The organism is Idiomarina aquatica (genome assembly GCF_003987185.1).
GTDB classification, from domain to species: Bacteria; Pseudomonadota; Gammaproteobacteria; order Enterobacterales; family Alteromonadaceae; genus Idiomarina; species Idiomarina aquatica.
Map to the genome: position 1 here is coordinate 1 of NZ_PIPS01000006.1, position 19369 is coordinate 19369.

The following is a 19369-nucleotide window of genomic DNA, read 5'->3' on the forward strand; positions in this document are numbered from 1 at the left end:
CATAGCGGTATGGCACCACCTGGCTCCATTCCGAACCCAGAAGTGAAACATACCAGCGCCGATGGTAGTGTGGGGTCTCCCCATGTGAGAGTAGGACACCGCCAGACTTCAAATTAAGGAAAGCCCCAAGCTCACGCTTGGGGCTTTTTTTTATGCCCGCTCGGCCCGCAGCGTTACCTTCAGCCGATGGTGACCGACGATCTGAACCCGCACCCTTGTCGCTTTGCTGTCTTATAGAGTTCCGGTTCTTTCGCTGGCTATGCTACAATTTTGGCAATCAAATTAATTGGGTAACGCATGTCGGTCGATCTGCAACAACTTCATACCTTTCAATTACCTGCTAAAGCTTCTGCATTATTTAGGTTGTCCTCGCTGGCACAATTGCCGGACTTGGCGAAACTGGATAACGTTATCATCCTCGCCGGTGGCAGTAATACCTTATTTATAGATGATTATCAGGGCACCGTTGTTGTCCCGGACTTTACCGGTATTGAAGAAAGCGAAACAGCAACCGACTACAAACTTCGGGTTGGCGCCGCCGAAAACTGGCATCAACTGGTGAACTATTGCCTCACTAAAAACATCAACGGGTTGGAAAACCTCGCCCTGATTCCGGGTACCGTTGGCGCAGCACCTGTGCAGAATATTGGCGCCTACGGCATTGAAGTAGGCACTTTTATTGATAGTGTGGAAGTTGTCGACATCAACGCGGCAAAGCAACAGCGCTTTTCAGCCAAGGATTGTCAGTTCGCCTATCGTGACAGTTTATTCAAACAAAACCCAGGCAGATACCTGATAACCCACGTCAACTTTAACATCCCCAAGCAATGGCAACCGGTTCTGAGCTACGGACCTTTACAGAGCTTGATCGGTAAGGAAGTTAATGCCCGAGCCGTTTACGACAAAGTGATTGAAGTGCGACAAAGCAAGCTACCTGATCCTGAGATCACACCAAATGCCGGCAGCTTTTTTAAGAATCCGGTGGTATCAAAGCAACATCTGCAACAGATTCTCGAAAATCATCCTGATGTTGTGTATTTCCAACAAGGTAATGATGTGAAGCTCGCAGCGGGTTGGATGATTGATCGAGTCGGACTTAAAGGACTCGAGATTAATGGTGCCGCGGTACATCAGCAACAGGCATTGGTGTTGGTCAACAAGGGCACTGCAACTGCAGATGCCGTTATTCGTTTATGCCGAAAGATTGTGCATGAGGTTTTCCACGCATTTGCTGTGCGCTTAGAGCCGGAAGTCCGATTAATTGGTCGAGCCGGGTTATTAAGTCCACCTGAGCTGGAGAGCCTGTTGTATGAATAATCGCATCAATGATCGCATCAATGATGTGTTGCAGTTGCTTGCCGACGGACGTTTTCATTCTGGTCAGGCACTCGGTGAGCAATTGGGCGTAACCCGAGCCGCCATTAACCAGCATATCCAAAAGCTGATTGAACTGGGCGTAGAGGTCTTTTCGGTGCATGGCAAGGGCTATCGGCTGGGACATCGACTGGAACTGCTGGACGCTGAAACGATCGCTGCGGCTGCCGCAGTTAATCAACAACAGCTTGAAGTACAGTCAGTGGTTGGCTCAAGCAACGATGAGATTCGTACCCTCAGTCACGCTAAAGCGTTACCGGCGGGTTACGCGGTATTTGCAGAAGCACAAACCGCCGGACGCGGACGTCGGGGTAAGCCCTGGTTCTCGCCTTTTGGCAGTAATCTTTATATCAGCATTTACTGGCCGTTAACGGACGGCATTAATAGTGCGATGGGTCTGAGTCTGGTTGTCGGCGTTGCTGTTGCGGACGCGTTAACGGCGCTGGGTATAAAAGATGTTGGTGTCAAATGGCCGAACGACGTTTACGTTGAACATAAAAAACTCGCCGGAATTCTGGTTGAACTGGACTCACGCTCTGATGGGCAAAGCACTAGCGTAATTGGTATTGGTGTAAACTTGCGCATGCCTGAACAAGGCGCTAAAGCCATCGACCAACGTTGGACCGATATTGCGGCACATATTTCCGCGGATTGGTCGCGTAATGCGATTGCAGGAAGTATTTACCGGAATGTTCTGGATGCGCTGGAACGCTTTAGCCAGTATGGATTAGAACCAACCCGGAATAAGTGGGTCAGTTATGACATTTATCTTAATCAACCGGTGACATTAATGATGGGACAGCGGACGGTTTCAGGGATTTGCCGTGGGATCGACGAGAATGGTGCCATTTTGCTCGACCAGCAGGGCAGTATTATTCGTTATTTTGGCGGCGAGGTATCGCTGAGGGCGGCACATGTTATTGATTGATAACGGTAATACCCGGACCAAGTTTGTCGTATATGATGATGGCAAGGTGGTCTTCGAAGAAAAACTCGTGAACACCGAAATCGCACAGAAGCTCGATCAGCACTGGTGTACGAAGCTAAGCAGCGCGCTTGGTAAGCAGCCTCGTGCGTGGGGGTGCCGTGTCGGTGCTCTTGAGGCAGCGAGGTTGATTGAGGCGAAGCTCGCGTCCGTTGTTGGTCCGGTGAACTGGTTACATACCCAACGGGAATTTGGTGGTGTGACTAACGGTTACGGTTCGGACTGGTCGAAACTCGGTGCGGATCGCTGGTTCGCGTTGGTTGGCTATCGAAGTCTACGCCAGGACAACGCGCTTATTATTGATGCCGGTACGGCGCTTACCATCGACTGGCTGAAACAGGACGGCCATCACCTTGGTGGATGGATTGTGCCAGGGCGGCGTCTGATGCAGGAATCCCTGCATAAAGGTACCGCAAACCTTTCCGATTTGTTATCAGAATCCTGCCATAGGGTGCCGGCCGTGAATACACAGCAGGGCATGAGCTATGGCGTCCATTATGCTCTGGTGGGAGCAATAGCGCAGGCATTAACAGCGTCTGCAGACGTATTTGCGCAACAACCCTTCTCGGTGGTGGTGACCGGTGGTGATGGCGAACGACTGTTAAAGTCATTGCAAAAGGTGGAAAACGTCAGTTACCAACGCATTGACGATTTGGTATTTAAGGGATTAGCAATCGCTGCCGATAACAGTGATATCGGTTGAATAAGAGGTTTCTTCATGGCGAAAATATGGCTCCAGTCGCCGGCGCTAGTCCTGTCTGCAGCGCTGCTGTCAGCATCTGCACTTGCTCAACAGTCCGAGCCCGCTGATGAGTTAGAGGCGGTTCAGCTTTATACCGATGAAGCGCTGGTCAGTATGTTCGAGGATAATCGTCACTTGCAACAGGTTGAGCAGATCGATCGCTGCCAATTGGTCATGGACATCGAAGCTCAGGCTGAACTTGAGCAACGTCCGACGTATCAGTTTCTCTATGGTGATATGTTAGCTTGGGGCGTTTGTTATGAGCGCGATGTCGAGCTTGGGCTGCATTATATGCGTGTGGCTGCGGATCAAGGGTTGATTCAGGCGCTTGAGCAGCTTGGTCGCTATTACCATACGGGCACTATAGTCCAGCAAGACACTGAGCGGGCTATTCGCTATTTGCGTGAAGCGGCGTCTTTAGGTAACTTAGCCGCGCAAAAACGTTTTGCCGATATCATGCTGGCAGGCAACGGCAGTCCTTATGACTTTACCCACGCCTATCACTGGCTGCATCATGCGGAAACCGGCGATCGTGAGGAACATCAACGTATTCAACAAAAGCTCGAGCAACTGGCTAAATTGATGCCACCCTCCGCCGTCGAAAAAGCCCGCCAAAAATTACTTTAAGGCGGGCTTGGTAAGCGATTGGTTAACCTTTCAATGGGTTAAGACAGTCGGTCGCGGAAGTCCTCATAACGGAACTGACGGACGCAATCGAAGGAACCGTCCTCACGCAGAATCCCAATGGCAGGATGTTGTACGCCGTTAAAAAAGGTGGTTTTGACCATGGTGTAATGCATCATGTCTTCAAACACCAAGCGATCACCAACACTGAGCGGATGATCAAAACTGTATGTTCCGATAACGTCCCCGGCCAGGCAGCTGTTGCCGCCCAGACGGTAAGAGAACGCCTTTTCGTGCGGTAAACCGCCTCCGGTAATGGCAGGGCGGTAAGGCATTTCCAATACATCCGGCATGTGAGCGGTTGCAGAAATATCCAATAACGCGATCTTACCGTCGTTTTCGACGATATCGACCACCTCACAAATGAGTGGTCCGGTCTGCCAGGCAACGGCTGAGCCAGGTTCGAGGATAACCTGTAAATCGTAACGTTCCGCAAGGCCGCGCAACTGTTCGATGAGGTGATCAACATCGTAGCCGGCGCGCGTCATTAAGTGCCCGCCACCCAAGTTTAACCACTTCATCTGCTTCAGATAGTGCCCGAAACGTTTCTCGACCGCTTCCAGGGTACGCTCCAGTGCAAAGGAGTCACATTCGCACAGGTTATGAACGTGGAAGCCCTCGATACCTTCTAACTCTATACCTTCAAGGCTTTCTGCCTTTACCCCCAGGCGAGAGCCCGGCGCACTTGGGTCATAAAGCTCGGTTTCCGCCTCCTGATGTTCGGGGTTAATGCGCAAACCCATCGAAACACCAGCGGCTTTAACCTGTTCGCGGTAGCGTTGCCATTGGCCTAAGCTGTTGAACGAAATGTGATTAACCAACGGTAGCAGTTGATCAATGTCATCTTGCTTATAGGCCGGTGCATAAGCGTGCACTTCACGGCCGAATTCTTCGGCCGCAAGTTTTGCTTCCCATACCGAACTTGCGGTACACCCTTTCAGATACTCCCGTACAATCGGAAAGGCCGACCACATAGAAAAACCTTTCAACGCAAGAATAATGTCAGCGCCGCTTTGCTCTTGCACGCGCTGCATCAATTGCAGGTTTTTACGCAACAGAGCCTCATCGAGTACATAACACGGTGAGGGAATGTTCGGTGATGTATACTTACTCATGCTATTCGCCAAAAGGTTGATCGCACTCAACAACTTGCCAAGGCAGGCCGTGTTGGTTCAAACGATTCATAAACTCGTCTGGATCAAATTGTTCCATGTTCCAGACACCCGGTTTCATCCACTGACCTTCTAACATCATCGCCGCAGCAATCATCGCCGGTACGCCAGTGGTGTAAGACACGGCTTGTGCGCCCAACTCTTTGTTGGTTTCAGCATGGTCACAGTTATTGTAGATAAAGATGGTTTTTTGTTCGCCATCTTTAATCCCGGTCACATAAGTACCAATACAGGTTTTACCGGTATAGCCTTCGGCCAGTGAGCCTGGGTTTGGTAGTACCGCTTTTAGGAATTCCAGTGGCACAATGTCTTGTCCCTGGAACTTAACCGGCTGTATCGACGTCATGCCGACGTTCTCCAGTACGCGCAGATGCGTCAGGTACTGGTCACCAAACGTCATCCAGAAACGCGCACGTTTTAGCGTCGGGAAGTGTTTTACCAGCGACTCCAGCTCTTCGTGGAACAACAAGTAAGATGCACGTACACCAACATTAGGATAATCCAGATCTTTACGCACACCGATCGGGTCGGTTTCGTGCCACTCGCCATTTTCCCAATACTTACCGCGTTGGGTAATTTCACGAATGTTAATTTCTGGATTAAAGTTGGTGGCAAAAGCTTGTCCGTGATCGCCACCGTTACAGTCAACGATATCCAGATATTGCACTTCGTCAAAGTAGTGTTTTGCCGCATAGGCGGTGAATACGTTGGTTACGCCCGGGTCAAAACCCGCACCCAACAAGGCCATTAAGCCTTTTTCTTTAAAGCGCTCCTGATAAGCCCACTGCCATGAGTATTCAAATTTCGCTTCGTCTTTAGGCTCGTAGTTTGCGGTGTCAAGGTAATGCACGCCAGTTTCCAGACAAGCATCCATGATCGGCAAGTCCTGGTAAGGCAACGCAACATTGATGACCAGCGAAGGTTGAATCTGACGAATCAAGTCAGCCACTTTGGCTGAATCATCGGCATCCACCTGGTAAACACCGACGACGCGATCTTTGCCGGCTTTCTCTTGTAAAGCTTCACATTTTGAGAGCGTGCGGCTGGCCAAGTGAATTTCAGAAAAAACGTCTGCTAATTTAGCGCACTTTTGAACAACAACGCTGGCAACACCGCCGGCGCCAATGACTAAAACTTTCGACATGTCAGTAATCCTTTAATCGCAGTTTTGAGGACAATAATTGTCGCGAAAGATAGCACATTTTTGCTAAAGCATCATTTCGGCTTTTCATTTTTCAGCCAACCAACCTGTAGTTGATTGAGTGCAAACGCCCATTGCCGTTGCGTGCGGTCAATTTCCATCCAAATGGGAGTTTTATCACCATGCCCGGCATTTTCGTCGACATCAAGCAGGACTGGGTTCGGACAACCCTGCACGTATTGCATTTGTGCGGCAAATTTATAGCTATGCCAAGGGGCAACCCGCTGATCATGCTGACCTGTGCTCAGTAACATGGCGGGATAACACTGACCGTAACGGGTGTTATGCAGCGGTGAATACTGAATTAACGCGTTAAAGTCATCCGCGGAGGAGCTGATACCAAACTCGGTTTGCCAGGCTCGGGCATTCGCATTGGCGGTTTGATAGCGCAACAAATCGTAAACACCAACTTCGGCGAGCACGACAGAAAATAACTGCGGTTGCTGCACCATTGCGGCCGCCGCCATCATAGCGCCATGTCCGCGGCCGTGAACGGCGAGCTTGTCAGGACGTGTATAACCCTGGCTAATCAACCATTGGGCCGCGCCAATAAAATCATTAATCGCCGTCGCTTTGTTATTCTGGATACCGGCTTTGTGCCAGGGGTTACCATAGGCACCACCGCCGCGAACATTAGCAACCGCAAGCACACCGCCGAGTTCAAGCCAGGCCATAAAATCGGCCTGGTATTCTGGTCTCAGGGTTCTGCCAAAACCGCCGTAACCGTGCAGTAACAATGGGTTGTTACCATCCAGCTGAACCTCATCGGCATGGACAATAAACATCGGAACCTGGGTACCGTCGGCCGCGCTAAAGAACACCTGGTGAGTTTGATAGCGGCTGGTATCGATGGGTAACGATGACTGTTGCCATAAACTGGTGCGTTGCTGTTCGACTTGATAGCGGTAAATTTTTCCGGCTTCGGTAAAGCTGGAATACTTAAAAAATGCCTGAGTGGAATCAGGGTGACCTTCGAAACCACTAATGCTGCCCATGCCGGGAAGCGCAAGCTCGCGCACAAAACGTCCTTGAAGATCAAAGGTCATGACGCGTGAACGTGCGTTGTCCAGGTAATGAGCAACGAGCTGGTTACCCATCAAACTGACTGAAGTCAGCGGATGGTCTTGCTCTTCAATGACGGTTTCGATGGAGGCTGATGTTGTCTGAATGCTGACAACTTTACCCAGCCCATCTTGGTGATGGCTGTAAAAGTACAGCTCATCGTCGACAGTCCCTAAGTATTGATGTTCGCTTTGCGGCTGCTCTAATAAGGGCTCAAAGTCCGCGGCGGTTTGCCTTAAAGGACGGCGATACCAGCGGTTCTCATTGGGACCCTGTTGGACACGTAACAGCAAAAACTGCCCGTCACTACTGACTTGTGGATAGGGGTTAACACCTGGCTCGTAGCCCAGTTCTGTCACGCGAACATCATCCCGGGCGTCGGTACCGAGGGAGTGATAGAACACGTCGACCGAAGCGTTATCATCAAATCCGCGCGCTGTGCGAGGGTAGCGGCTGTAATAAAATCCTTTGCTGTCCGGGTACCAACTGATATTGGTAAACTTAGTACCTTGGATACGCTCATTAAGAATTTCGCCGCTGTTTAAATGTTTGATCTGCCAAACCCGCCAGTCACTGCCGGTTTCTGACAGCGCATAGGCAAGGTAACGGCCATCAGGTGAGACACTAAAGTCAGTTATTGCGGTGAGTCCGGTTGGGTCGACTTGATTGACATCGACCACTTTAAGCGGCGCGCTGTCAACGCTCTGTTGCATGTAGAGGTCAGCCTGTGCCTGCAAACCGTCATTGCGCCAATAAAAGATTTTTCCTGCCACTTCGATGGGTGCACTAACACGCTCGACATTCCAAAGTTCGGTTAAGCGCTCTTTGACGAACCGGGAAGCCGTTAGTTGTTGTAGCTGCTGTTGAGTAAACTGCTGCTGGCGAGTAACCCAATCGAGGGTTTCAGCCGTGTGCAGTTGTTCAAGCCACTGATAAGGCCCGCTGATGGTGTGCCCATGGTAATCGGCCGTGGCTGTGCCACGTTGGGTTGCCGGATAATCGAGGCCTTTTTGAAGCGCCTGCTCTGAGTCTTTTGGGGCGGAGCTACAAGCGCCAATTAACAGCGACAGCAGTGAGCCGGCCAATAACAGTAATGATGTTTTTCGTTGCGAGGGCATACCAAAGTCTCAGTTATCTTTTTAGTTACTTTAGCACGGGGTGTTTTTGCTCTTAACGTTCTTTACCGTTTGTTAACGAACATTAAGCGCAAATTCCGCCGATGCTCTTGGCAGGTAGCCTTGCCTGAAACCCTGTTCGATGGCCGCAACGACTGTGTTGTCAGTCAGGGGTTGTAGACGTTTGTGCAGTACCCAGTCGCGTTCGGCAGCACCGTACTCCAGTAAAGCCGACCACTGTTCAACAGGCTCGTGCAGGCAGCACGCCATAATGTGCTGATGGCGTGCACTTACACGATCCAGTGCGGTACTGGTACGAATGGCGTGGAAGTCGTTGTGTTGCCAAAACGCCCCCAGCGCCTGACTGAAACCAAAACTGGTACCGATAAACTGACACTGTTGTTGAGTTGCCCATTGTTTTACCCGCTGCAGCAGCTGACTGGCAATTCCCTGGCGGCGGTATGCGTCAGCGACGGCGATGCGAACCACGCGGCACCACTTGTGCGACAGAGCCCAGCGTTGCTGTAAAAAATAACCGATGGCTTGTGGTAACAAGTTGCCTTTAGGACGCCGTTTACCAGTGACAATGGCATCGCGTATCGGCTCCGGCAGTGGCCCCTCGAGTGCCGACCAGGTTACCCCAACGACGCGGTTATCCTGGTATTCCAGGGTTAAAAATTGATGGGGGTCGTTGAGCAATAAGGCCAGGTCATTGGGACTGCTCTGATAGTGTGCCTGTAACAGCAGCTCGAACGCCTGATGCAGAACATCATCGGGCAACGAGCTGGCGTGTACCGTTTGCCGACTGGTGATGTGCGTCAGCGTCGGCGGTGCGGGCGTAAGCAGGAGTGCCTGCTCAAGCCAGTGTTCGAGCGGGTCCCCGGCAGGCCAGCGGATCGGGGTGTCCAGACGGTGAAATCGAACCGCCGCAAACTGCTGTTGCGCCCAATCGGTAAAATGTACCGCGAAGCCTTTACCACAGCCCTCATAACCATTAATGGTGGTCGCCAGTAGCCAGGGGCGGTATAACTGACATAAACGCTGTGTTGCCCACAACGGAATACCGGCGGCCTCATCAATGACCAGCAGCGCATCGCCTTTTTGCTCTGCCAACAGTTTATCCCAGGCAACAAACTGTGCTGCCGGTGCCGACTGCAATAAGACCTTAGCATTGGCTTTGCGGGGCGCTGTCACCAATAGTCGTTGCTGTGGATACTGCTGCAGTTGCCGGGCAACTGCCTGGCCGAGGGTATGACTCTTACCGCGCCCACGGTCGGCCAGCAACAGATGGGTGGTCTCGGTATCGCGCAGGTGTTGCGACAGTTGCTGCTGCTCGGGCGTAGGTAATCGTGGTAGTGGTGGCGGTGGTGTTGTCGGTTCCGCCCAGTTTGATCGCAAACGCCTTAGCATAGGCGACTCTGTGCTACCGGTTAGCAACAGCAGTTGGCCGCCGGCAACCACCGTTCCCGACAGCGCGGCTATTGCATCAACATGCAACTGTTCGCGGCAGTCAATGGTAACCTGGTCGAATTCATGTCCCAGATAATCACGGTAACGGGATAATTGCGCATCGGCTTGTGGAAAACTATCGGAAAGCAGCAAGTGTCCTGACTGAGCAGCTGGCAGTGGAAGCTGCCAGCTGTCGGTAACCGAGCGTATTACCAGTCTGCGGTAACCGTTCGTGTGCATCAGAAGAAGGCGTACTGCGCCCCGAAGAATTTAGCGAGTAAGGTGTTGATGAACACGACGGCAAGAATTAACGGAATAAAGGTCGAAATCGAAACACGCACATACTTGGCCAGTAAAGTGGTGGGATAAGCATGATTACCGTGGGTCAGTTCTGACTCGAGATTATTATTGCGCCATTGCAACCAGACAAACAGACAAATCAGTAAGCCGTTCAGCGGCAAAATGGTGTCATAAAAGACATCATAAATGACATCGAATACCGACTTCGATTGCCCTGCGTACTCTACAAACTCGGTGAAGGCTGGAATAAAGCCAAACGACGTCGCGGCGATTATGGTCAGTATGGTATTGGCAATCACCATGAACAGCAGCGCTTTCTTACGGCTGGTATTGCGCTGTTCCATGATGGCGGCCGTCGGCACTTCCAAAATCGACACCAATGAGGTGATGGCGGCGACGAATGCCAGCAAGAAGAACACCGAAGCGGCGACGCTGGCAGCGACGTAACCGATGGATGCTTCCAACTCCATAAAGATCTGCGGGAAGAACGAGAAGATCATGCCGACCGAAGATTCGCTCAGATCCGCAGGATTGGTATTTGGATTGATGGCGAAAATGGCCGGCAAGGTCATTAAGCCGGCGGTAAATGCCACCGCGGTATCCGTTATTGCAACCAACTTGCCGGAAGTGACAATGTCATCCGAACGGCTGAAATAAGAACCATAGGTGATCAAAATGCCCATACCCAGCGATAGCGAGAAGAACGCTTGTGAAAGCGCGCCACTGACAACAGATCCATCAATCTTGCTAAAATCCGGTACCAGATAGAACTGTACACCCAATTCTGCGTTGTCCAACGACAGCACAAAGATCACCAGCAGAATGAGCATCACAAATAACGCTGGCATGAGAAACTTGGCGGCTTTTTCAATACCTTGTCGGACACCACCCAGCAAGATCAAGTTGATGACCAGGGTTACTGCAACCAAGAAGCCGATAAACTTATAGTCGTTAACGAATTCACCAAAGTAACCGGGCTGAGCGAGTTGCGCCAGGTCACCGGTCACCGCGTAAAACAGATAGCCAAAAATCCAAACCGTGATGACCATATAAAAAATGGCAATCATGAAGGGGGTTAATACCGCAAGAAAACCGGCAAAACTCCAGAATTTCTTACCGTTCCCCAAACTTAAGTAAGCACCGAGTGGGTTCTTTTGCGCATGACGGCCAACGCCCATTTCGGCCAGCATAATTGGCACACAGATAAAGGCGACAAAAATCGCGTAGATCAGTAAAAACGCGCCGCCACCATTTTTCGTTGCTGCTACCGGAAACCCGACGAGGTTGCCGATGCCCACGGCGGAACCGGCTGCGGCTAATATAAAGCCGATTTTCGAGCTGAATTGATCGCGTTGTTCGCTCATGGTCTTCCTTCTTTTAATCGTTATTATTATCAGGCGCCCATATGTTGTCGTGCGCAGAAAATTCCAGCAATCCTAGCAAGGGGCATGACGCTCGGCAAGCACGGCTAACGTGTTTCTGCGATTAAAGGTGTAAACCATAAGCTTAATTAGAAGATTTAAGAACCTTTAAGGACTTTTTCAGGAGTCTTAAGACGGGTTAGGCGATGCTCAACCTGTCGATTCCTGATAGGACAGAACAATGAGCTGGATAAAATTAACTCAACAGAATGCATTCGCAACCATCGTTGCGTTTTTAATCGTGGTGATACTTGGGGCAACCACGTTAATCAATATGCCCATTCAGTTAATGCCGAATATTGAACGGCCTACCATATCGGTGATCAATAGCTGGCGCTCAGCGGCTCCGGAGGAAATGGAGTCTGAAATCGTCGAGCCGCAAGAAGAAATTCTTAAAAACATCGTGGGAGTGGAACGAATTTCGACCTCCGTTCGTAATGGCCTGGCGTTAACGACGATTGAGTTTGCTCTCGATGAAAATATGCAGCAAGCCTACATTAACGTCATTAATGCGCTGAACCAGGTACAGGGAATGCCGCGTGAAGCGTATGAGCCACAAGCCATGCTCGGTGAGTTCGAAGCAGGTACGGCGACCATGATGATTCAGAAAGTTGGTCAGGATAAGAGCAAGGATTTCACGGCGTACCAAGAGCTGATCAAGCACACCGTTGGTCCGCGTCTGCGGGCGATTCCCGGGGTAAGTAATGTGAGCTTGGCCAGCTATCTGAATAACCAACTGCAAATCATATTTGACCCTTATAAGTTGGCGGCACTGGGTATCACGGTACCGCAATTAATGAATCAGGTGATGGAATCCAAAGATTTTTCAGGTGGTTTTGCCGAGGTTGGCCGCCGTGAATACTCGGTGCGGTATGAAGGCCAGTTTAAGCCTGAAGAAATGAACCAGATGGTGGTCGCCCACAACGATGGCCGCCCGGTTTACCTGGGGGAAGTTGCGACCGTCGTACGAGGTTACGAAAAACAACAAAACTTTATTTATCGAAATGATAACCCCGCGTTTTATATCACGCTCGACGCGGCCAAAAATGCCAATACCGTCGAAATCTTCGAGCAGTTGAAGGTCATTATTGCGGATTTAAATGAGAAAGAGCTTAATCCGCGTGGCTTAGACATGACGTTAAGCTTTGATTCTTCGCTGCACATTAAACGTGCTGTTAACTTGGTGAAAGGCAATTTAGGTATCGGTATTGCCCTGGCCCTGTTGATGCTGTACGCAATGATTCGGGGCGTTCGCTCAACGCTGTTGATTAGTATCACAATTCCCGTGTCTTTGAGTGCTGCGATACTGGGCCTGGGCCTCCTCGATCGTACGTTAAACATCATTTCACTGGCAGGACTGGCGTTTTCAACCGGGCTTGTTCTGGACGCTGCTATTGTCGTGCAGGAGAACATTGTGCGTTTACGCCAGCAAGGTGTTCCGCTCGCCAAAGCCCTGGTACAGGGCGCTCAGGAAGTATCGCGAGCGCTCTTTGCCGCTACGCTCACCACCGTTGCCATTTTTGCGCCAGTTGCTTTTATGGGCGGTGTCGAAGGGCAAATGTTCTTTGATCTGGCGTTGACAATGACCATTGCCGTATTTACCTCGATGCTAACGGCGTTGTTATTGTTGCCCGTGGTTGCCGGCTTGGTTTTGCGGGGTAATACACACTTTAGTGAGCCGTTGCCAATTTGGACAAAGATAGCGTCTATCTATCAGCGCCTATGCAGTACTCGTCGGCAAGCGTGGGTTTGGTTTTTGGTGCTTGGTTTGGGTTCAGTATTCAGTATTGTCGCACTGGCTCCGAAAACCGACTTTCTGCCGGAAGCCAAGTTTGAGGGCATCATTGCGGTGTTGCAGACGCCACCTGGCACCAACTATACGACGCTGGAAAACGAGCTGGCGAAAGAACTGATTGCACGTCTGAACCGCTATAGAACGGGTGAGAAAACACCGGCTATAAAAGACTTTAACCTAACGATGAGTTCCGGAGGACGCGCCATATTTATTTACCCCGAAGATCCGTCGAAAGCGGAAGAACTGTTGAACATCGTGCGTACTGAGCTGTTTGCAGACCTACCGGATACGCGGGGTGTCGCTTTCAAAATGTCGTTGTTGAACACCGTAAAAGTTGGCTCGGGGCGAAGCGTTTATCTGGATTTTACCGGACAACTGGATGGTACCACCGAACTGGTTATCGAGCGGACTATGGCGCAGATCCGTGATCGCATTCCCGGCTCCTATGTGCGTCGTGTGCCGAATGCCCAATCGGTTCAGACCGAATTGAACATTCGTCCCAATAACTACGCCATTGCGAATTCCGGCTTAACCCGTAATCAGGTTGGGCAAATGATACGCAGTATGACCGATGGCCAGTATCTGGGCGAGTATTTTGACGGCACCTTGCGCAGTGACGTGATTTTAAAAACCAAGCCATGGCAGACACCGGAAGCCTTGGCGGCGATGCCGGTTTACACCCCGAATAGTGGCATTCAGACCATTGATCAGCTGACCTCTCAGACACGCACCGTTGCCGCTAATGAAATCCGCCGTCTGAACGGACAAAGAGTGCTGAGTATCGGTGTTACACCACCGGATGACGTGTCACTGGAGGAAGCCATAGCGGTGCTGGAAGAGCTCAAAGTGGAGGCGCAGGAGCAACTGGGGGAAAGTACGTTTATTGCACTTAGCGGCGGCGCTGACGACTTGGCTGAGACCATCGATACCATGATCAGCAACTTTATCTTTGCGGTGTTAATTCTGTTCTTAATCATGGCCGCCATTTTCCGTTCATTGATCGACAGTCTGTTGGTGATGTTAACCACACCGATGGCGATTGCCGGAGGCGTGATTGGACTGTGGTGCCTGAACTTATTTCAGTTTCAGGCGCTGGATCTGCTGACCATGATCGGCTTTGTTATCTTGCTGGGACTGGTGGTTAATAACGCCATTCTATTGATTGAAAAGACGCGTCAGGCACAAGCTCGCGGGTTGTCGATTCGTGAGGCGATTGCCGAAGCCGTCGCTTTGCGGGTGCGTCCTATTTACATGAGTTCACTGACGTCGGTGGTCGGTATGTTGCCGCTGGCGGTAATTCCGGGCGCGGGTAGTGAGCTCTACCGCGGGCTGGCAACGGTTATTTTAAGTGGTATGACGGTAAGTACGCTGTTCATGATTATGTGTATGAGCAGTCTGTTGTATCTGGCCGAACTGGTACGCGCACGCATACCTAAGCTGAACACCGAAAACGCATCGATTCAACCCAACGTATAATTTGCGAGGCACACATGAAATATTATCTTTACCTAATTTTGCTTGTTGTCACTCTGTTATTCAGTCGCGGTGCGGCTGCAGCGAACGAACCTGTGGTGTCCGTCGGTGAAGTAAAAACGGAACAATTAAGCCCATCAATTCGAGTGACCGGACATGTGCAGTCCCGTTATCGCAGTGAGCTTTCTTCTGGCGTCAGTGGCGTTGTTGCCTGGACAGCGGAAGCAGGGACGAAAGTAAAACAAGGTGATGTGGTGGCAAGACTGGATACCACTCAACTGAGCCTGGCACACCGTCGCTTGCAAGTGCAGCTGCAGCGCAAGAACGTTGAACTGGAACGCCTGACGGAAGACTATCAGCGTTTGCAGCGCCTGGAGCACAGCCAGTCGGTGTCGGAACAGGCACTAAATAATGCCCGGGTTGATATGGCGCTGGCGCAATCCGATGTTGAGTTGTTGGAAATAGAAGTACAACAGGCCGAGGATAACTTGACGAAAGCACACATCAAAGCGCCGTTTGATGGTGTCGTTACCGAACGTTTTGTGCGGGTGGGACAAGCTGTATCAGCGACACAGTCGGTGTTACAGCTGGTTAACCTTGATCAACTGGAGGTCAAACTGTACGGGCCGTTGAGTTATGGTCGCTACCTTGAGCAAAAAGGGTCTGCGGAAGTGTACTTCAATGGGGGGCGGACGCTGTTGCCGGTCCGGGCACTGGTTGCGGTTAGCGATGAGCGCTCGCAAACCTTCTCTGCGTACCTGCAAATTCCAGAGTCAGCGCGCGCTCAATTTGATATCGGCCAGGTGGTGAGCGTGGGCGTGCCCAGCGCTGCTGATACGGCGCAGTTTACAGTGCCTCGGGATGCCCTGGTGATTAATCAGGAAGGCCGTTTTGTATTCACCTTGGGAGAAGATAACGTGGCCAAAAAAATCCGCGTTAAGGTAAAGCACGGAGCTGGTGAGCGGCTGGCTGTCGAGGGAGCTCTTGAGGCGGGGCAGCGGGTGATTGTCCGCGGTGCCGAGACGCTTCGAGATGGCACCACGGTGCGAGTGCTTACCGCAAACGAGTTTCCGTTAGCCAGTTAACGGGATATTTGCTGTTCGATGCGCTGCGTCACTTGCTGAAATTTCGGCAGTGACGCCAGCGGCTGGTAGAGCGGATCTAATGGAATAAAGACCGCGGCCGGTTGTTTTGTATTCACCGCTTCGTTCAGCCAACGGATAGCCTGCTCAAAGTCTCCCGCAATAACGGCATAACGAGCCCATGCTAAGGGTGGCAGATGATGCCCCAAATTCTTATCGATGCGTTCATCCAGCAGTTTTTGGTAAACCGCGGCTAAACCGTCGCGCAGGAACAACGTTTCCATTTGCTCAATAAAGGTTTTGGGCAGATCGACTTTACGCATTAACCGTTGCAGCGTGGCGAAGGCTTCGTCATCGTTTCCCGAGAGGATAGCAATGCGATTCAAAACACGCTGTGCAAGCCGTGATTCGGCTTCAGAGTTGGCGATGCGATGAACCTCTGCGCGGGCTTTGTCATAGTCACCTTGAAGCATATAAACAAAGGACATATTCAAGTATTTGTAATAGTCCGGGTTCTCGCGGCGCAGTTGATCAAAAAAAGCGTGAGCTCGTTCGAAATCGCCGAGCGCCATTAAGTATTCCGAATAGCCCAAGTACACGAGCGGATCATCAGGACTGTATTTTAGCGCATTCATATACGCTGACCCCGCGGTTTCATACTCCCAGTCCGCAATTTGTGCAAGCCAGCCACGGTAGAGCCAGGCGCGGCCATTTTCAGGATCTCGCGCAAGAACAAAGTCGACGATGGACTCGATTTCTGGCTGGTAAATGGCAATGTCCCGGTAACTGTTCAACATACTGAGGTTAAGTTTTGCCTGTGCGATGGTCAGATAGGCGGGGAGGAACTCTGGATAATCTTCGGTAATCAGCCGCGCTTTTTTGATCACGTCACGTTGATTATCCGGGTCTACCTGGCGCAGTTGTTTGGTTAATTGGTCATGCTGCGCGATAACCTCAGCAGAGACAACGGCTTCGGTGGTGTCTGTTGATGACGGTTGGTGCAACAGCAATGCGCCGATTAACCCAACAGCCAACACCAGGCTTAGCCCCGCCCATAGCGGTTTGCGCACGCGTCGCGGGGTGGGCGGGGAATCGCGCTCTGGCGTCGTCGGCGGAGCTGATGTGGTAGGCTGTGGGCTGTTCTCTTCACTGTCAACCGTTGCCAGCCAAAGGTAACCGCGACCGGACAGCGTTTTAATGTAGACTGGGTTGTGACGATTATCCCCAAGCGCTTTTCGTAGCTTACTGATAGCAACCGATAAACTGTCTTCATTAACCACGCGGTCAGGCCAAACCAGCGTTATTAGCTCGTTTTTGCTCAGCTCTTGGTTGGGTTGTTGACAAAACGCCAGTAATAAATCACTAACACGTTGTTCCAGTACCTGTTCGGTATTCCCTTCGATTAACAGGTTACGCGCCGGAATAAAAGTTTTGCCGGCAAAATGGTAGACAATATCCATATCAATTATTCTTATTATCTTATGACTCATTCAGTGTACAACATTTATGCAACAAACTTCCAATTTTGCATTTCGAACAGCCTAGAGGCACACCGCTGGAAGGGAAATTTAAGCAGTTCAGCGCGGTACAGTTGGTCGATATCAACCGCTGCCGTTAGTACCAGCAGGCATTTTCGGTCATAGCATTCATCAACCAGAGCAATAAATCGGCGAGCTTCATTATCCAGGTGGCTGAGATGCACCGAAGCTTGGTCGCGCTGGTAACCCTCTTCGATACCTTGCGTGGCCTCGGCACACGGCTGCAGGCTAAATTGCGGCACGGCGTTAACGGCAATACCCCGGTAACGGTCTGCTAGCTCCATGTAATCGCGATGACTGCGAGGACCTGAACAGAGTTGCTGGAAATCAAAGCCAACGATTGCGCTGTTGCACCAAAGCGTATTGATGGGACGGTTCATTACCGTGATTTGGTGAGTTGGGCTCACTGGCCCCGACAAGTGTTCACACAATGATTTTAGTTTAGTGGGAGACTGGCCGATGAGGTAATAGGGAGTTTCCGCTGCTGTCAGACGCCGATAATCGGTACCGGAATCAATAGCAACAATACGGCATTGCCGGTTCAGCAAGTCAATAAAAGGCTCAAATCGATGACGGGCAAGACCACCGCGATACAACTCTGAAGGAGGCGTATTGGAGGTGGTTACCAATACCACGCCGGCATCGAAGAGCGCGGACCAAAGGTTTGCCAGCAGCATGGCATCACCAATATCCTCGACCATAAATTCATCGAGACAAATGACCCGGCATTGCTGTGCCCAGGCGGCAGCAATATGTTGCAATGGATTGGTTTCCCCCTCATTGAGTTGCAATTGCTGATGTACGCGGCGCATGAAGTGGTGATAATGGAGGCGTACCTTGGCATTAATGAACAGGCTGTCATAAAACAGGTCCATGAGCATCGACTTACCCCTGCCAACCGGCCCGTAAAGGTAAAGACTCTCGGTTGTGAGGCCCTGGTTGAGTCGCTGTGCCAGGTGATCAAGCGCCGCACAGGCATTTTTCTGCGCCGGATCGGCGGTCAGTTGTTGTTGGTCGATGAGTTGCTGGTAACGAGTGAGCATCGTAAAAAAAGGCCGGCAGAGGATGCCGGCTAAACTCGTTGCTAGTGAACAGCCATTTAATACATCATGCTGTAAAGGGTTCTACGCGCGCGTGAGGCGAGCGGATCACCATCTGGCAGGGCATTAATAATGTCCAGTGCAAAACGTTTTGCATCGGCGTTGGCCGGATCTTTGCGCATCACATAAAAGGCATGATCCAGTGCCTCCTCGTCGCGGTGAGCCTGTTGCAGTGCCAATGCCAATTGCAGGCGCGTCGCAAAGTCGTCCGGTTGCTGCTCGACGTGTTGCTGTAAATTACGAATCTCGGGCGAGTCAGCGGCTTGTTCGGCTAACTCGATTTTGCTCATTAACCGTTGATAGTCATTGTCCTGCTCCACCATCGGAATGGTTTCAGCCAGCTCTTTCGCCTGTGCCAGCCGGCCATTGTCGACAGCGGCTTCTGCCAACAGCTTTAATGCCAGCATATTGCGGTTATCAATATCGAACGCTTGCTTGGCAAAGGTGTAAGCATCGGCGGCGTTGCCTTCCGCCATCGCCTGTTGCGCCTGCTGGATATACTCATCGGCAGGGCTGGGTAAATGCTTGCTCAGCATTTCTTTAATTTCGGATTCTGACTTCACCCCGCCAAAGCTATCGACCGGCTGTCCATCTTTAAAGAAAGCGACGGTGGGTAGGCTACGAATACCAAACTGCATGGCCAGCTCCTGCTGGTCGTCACAGTTTATTTTAGCCAGCGTTACTTGTTCTGGATATTGGCTGGCAATGCGTTCCAGTGTTGGCATCAACTGTTTGCAGGGCTCACACCAATCCGCCCAAAAATCTATTATGACGAGTTTTTCTTTTGAACCTTCCAGCAGCACTTGCTGAAAGTTCTGAATCGTGACATCAACGATGTTATCGGCAGCCATAACGGGCGTCCGCTCCTTTGTTCTG

The 19369-nt window shown here is 51.1% G+C and carries 14 protein-coding genes and 1 rRNA gene; 7 read left to right on the forward strand and 8 right to left on the reverse strand.

Annotated elements, in window-relative coordinates; all coding sequences use genetic code 11:
* The 5 genes from rrf to CWE23_RS13165 all read left to right on the forward strand — a co-directional run.
* Nucleotides 1-107 (forward strand): 5S ribosomal RNA (gene rrf, locus CWE23_RS13145); the annotation flags it as partial.
* A gap of 190 nt (nucleotides 108-297) precedes the next feature.
* Complete coding sequence (gene murB / locus CWE23_RS13150; RefSeq protein ID WP_126820482.1) at nucleotides 298-1317, forward strand: UDP-N-acetylmuramate dehydrogenase; 1020 nt, start codon at nucleotides 298-300, stop codon at nucleotides 1315-1317.
* On the forward strand, nucleotides 1310-2302 hold the full coding sequence (birA, locus tag CWE23_RS13155) for a bifunctional biotin--[acetyl-CoA-carboxylase] ligase/biotin operon repressor BirA (protein WP_126820483.1): 993 nt from the start codon (nucleotides 1310-1312) through the stop codon (nucleotides 2300-2302). Before murB ends, birA begins: the two co-directional genes overlap by 8 nt.
* Nucleotides 2289-3062: a type III pantothenate kinase gene (locus CWE23_RS13160; protein WP_126820484.1), complete on the forward strand. Its 774-nt coding sequence runs from the start codon at nucleotides 2289-2291 to the stop codon at nucleotides 3060-3062. The genes birA and CWE23_RS13160 overlap by 14 nt, the downstream gene beginning before the upstream one ends.
* Nucleotides 3063-3077: 15 nt before the next feature.
* A complete protein-coding gene (locus tag CWE23_RS13165; RefSeq protein WP_126820485.1) occupies nucleotides 3078-3728 on the forward strand; it encodes a tetratricopeptide repeat protein in 651 nt (216 codons plus the stop codon).
* Between the two features lie 38 nt (nucleotides 3729-3766).
* On the opposite strand, the gene nspC is transcribed toward CWE23_RS13165, so the two are convergent.
* The 5 genes from nspC to CWE23_RS13190 form a co-directional block, all read right to left on the reverse strand.
* Nucleotides 3767-4900: a carboxynorspermidine decarboxylase gene (gene nspC / locus CWE23_RS13170; RefSeq protein WP_126820486.1), complete on the reverse strand. Its 1134-nt coding sequence runs from the start codon at nucleotides 4898-4900 to the stop codon at nucleotides 3767-3769.
* Nucleotide 4901: 1 nt separating this feature from the next.
* Nucleotides 4902-6101: a saccharopine dehydrogenase family protein gene (locus CWE23_RS13175; protein WP_126820487.1), complete on the reverse strand. Its 1200-nt coding sequence runs from the start codon at nucleotides 6099-6101 to the stop codon at nucleotides 4902-4904.
* A 71-nt stretch (nucleotides 6102-6172) separates the two neighbouring features.
* A complete protein-coding gene (locus tag CWE23_RS13180) occupies nucleotides 6173-8338 on the reverse strand; it encodes a prolyl oligopeptidase family serine peptidase (protein ID WP_126820488.1) in 2166 nt (721 codons plus the stop codon).
* 72 nt (nucleotides 8339-8410) lie between these two features.
* Nucleotides 8411-10024, reverse strand: a complete 1614-nt coding sequence (locus CWE23_RS13185) for a GNAT family N-acetyltransferase (RefSeq protein WP_126820489.1) — start codon at nucleotides 10022-10024, stop codon at nucleotides 8411-8413.
* Nucleotides 10024-11448: a sodium-dependent transporter gene (locus CWE23_RS13190; RefSeq protein ID WP_126820490.1), complete on the reverse strand. Its 1425-nt coding sequence runs from the start codon at nucleotides 11446-11448 to the stop codon at nucleotides 10024-10026. Before CWE23_RS13190 ends, CWE23_RS13185 begins: the two co-directional genes overlap by 1 nt.
* Before the next feature lie 238 nt (nucleotides 11449-11686).
* Between CWE23_RS13190 and CWE23_RS13195 the strand changes: the two genes are divergently transcribed.
* Nucleotides 11687-14776, forward strand: a complete 3090-nt coding sequence (locus tag CWE23_RS13195; RefSeq protein WP_126820491.1) for an efflux RND transporter permease subunit — start codon at nucleotides 11687-11689, stop codon at nucleotides 14774-14776.
* A 14-nt stretch (nucleotides 14777-14790) separates the two neighbouring features.
* Nucleotides 14791-15858 carry an efflux RND transporter periplasmic adaptor subunit gene (locus CWE23_RS13200; RefSeq protein ID WP_126820492.1) on the forward strand — a complete coding sequence of 356 codons (1068 nt, stop codon included), beginning with the start codon at nucleotides 14791-14793 and terminating at the stop codon, nucleotides 15856-15858.
* On the opposite strand, the gene CWE23_RS13205 is transcribed toward CWE23_RS13200, so the two are convergent.
* From CWE23_RS13205 to trxA, 3 genes are read right to left on the reverse strand one after another with little or no spacing between them, the layout of a single operon-like run.
* Nucleotides 15855-17315: a winged helix-turn-helix domain-containing protein gene (locus tag CWE23_RS13205; RefSeq protein ID WP_198678849.1), complete on the reverse strand. Its 1461-nt coding sequence runs from the start codon at nucleotides 17313-17315 to the stop codon at nucleotides 15855-15857. The genes CWE23_RS13200 and CWE23_RS13205 overlap by 4 nt on opposite strands.
* Before the next feature lie 44 nt (nucleotides 17316-17359).
* Nucleotides 17360-18436 carry a cell division protein ZapE gene (gene zapE, locus CWE23_RS13210; RefSeq protein ID WP_126820494.1) on the reverse strand — a complete coding sequence of 359 codons (1077 nt, stop codon included), beginning with the start codon at nucleotides 18434-18436 and terminating at the stop codon, nucleotides 17360-17362.
* A gap of 56 nt (nucleotides 18437-18492) precedes the next feature.
* Nucleotides 18493-19344, reverse strand: coding sequence for a thioredoxin (trxA, locus tag CWE23_RS13215; RefSeq protein WP_105307029.1), 852 nt, complete (start codon nucleotides 19342-19344; stop codon nucleotides 18493-18495).
* Nucleotides 19345-19369 lie beyond the last annotated feature (25 nt).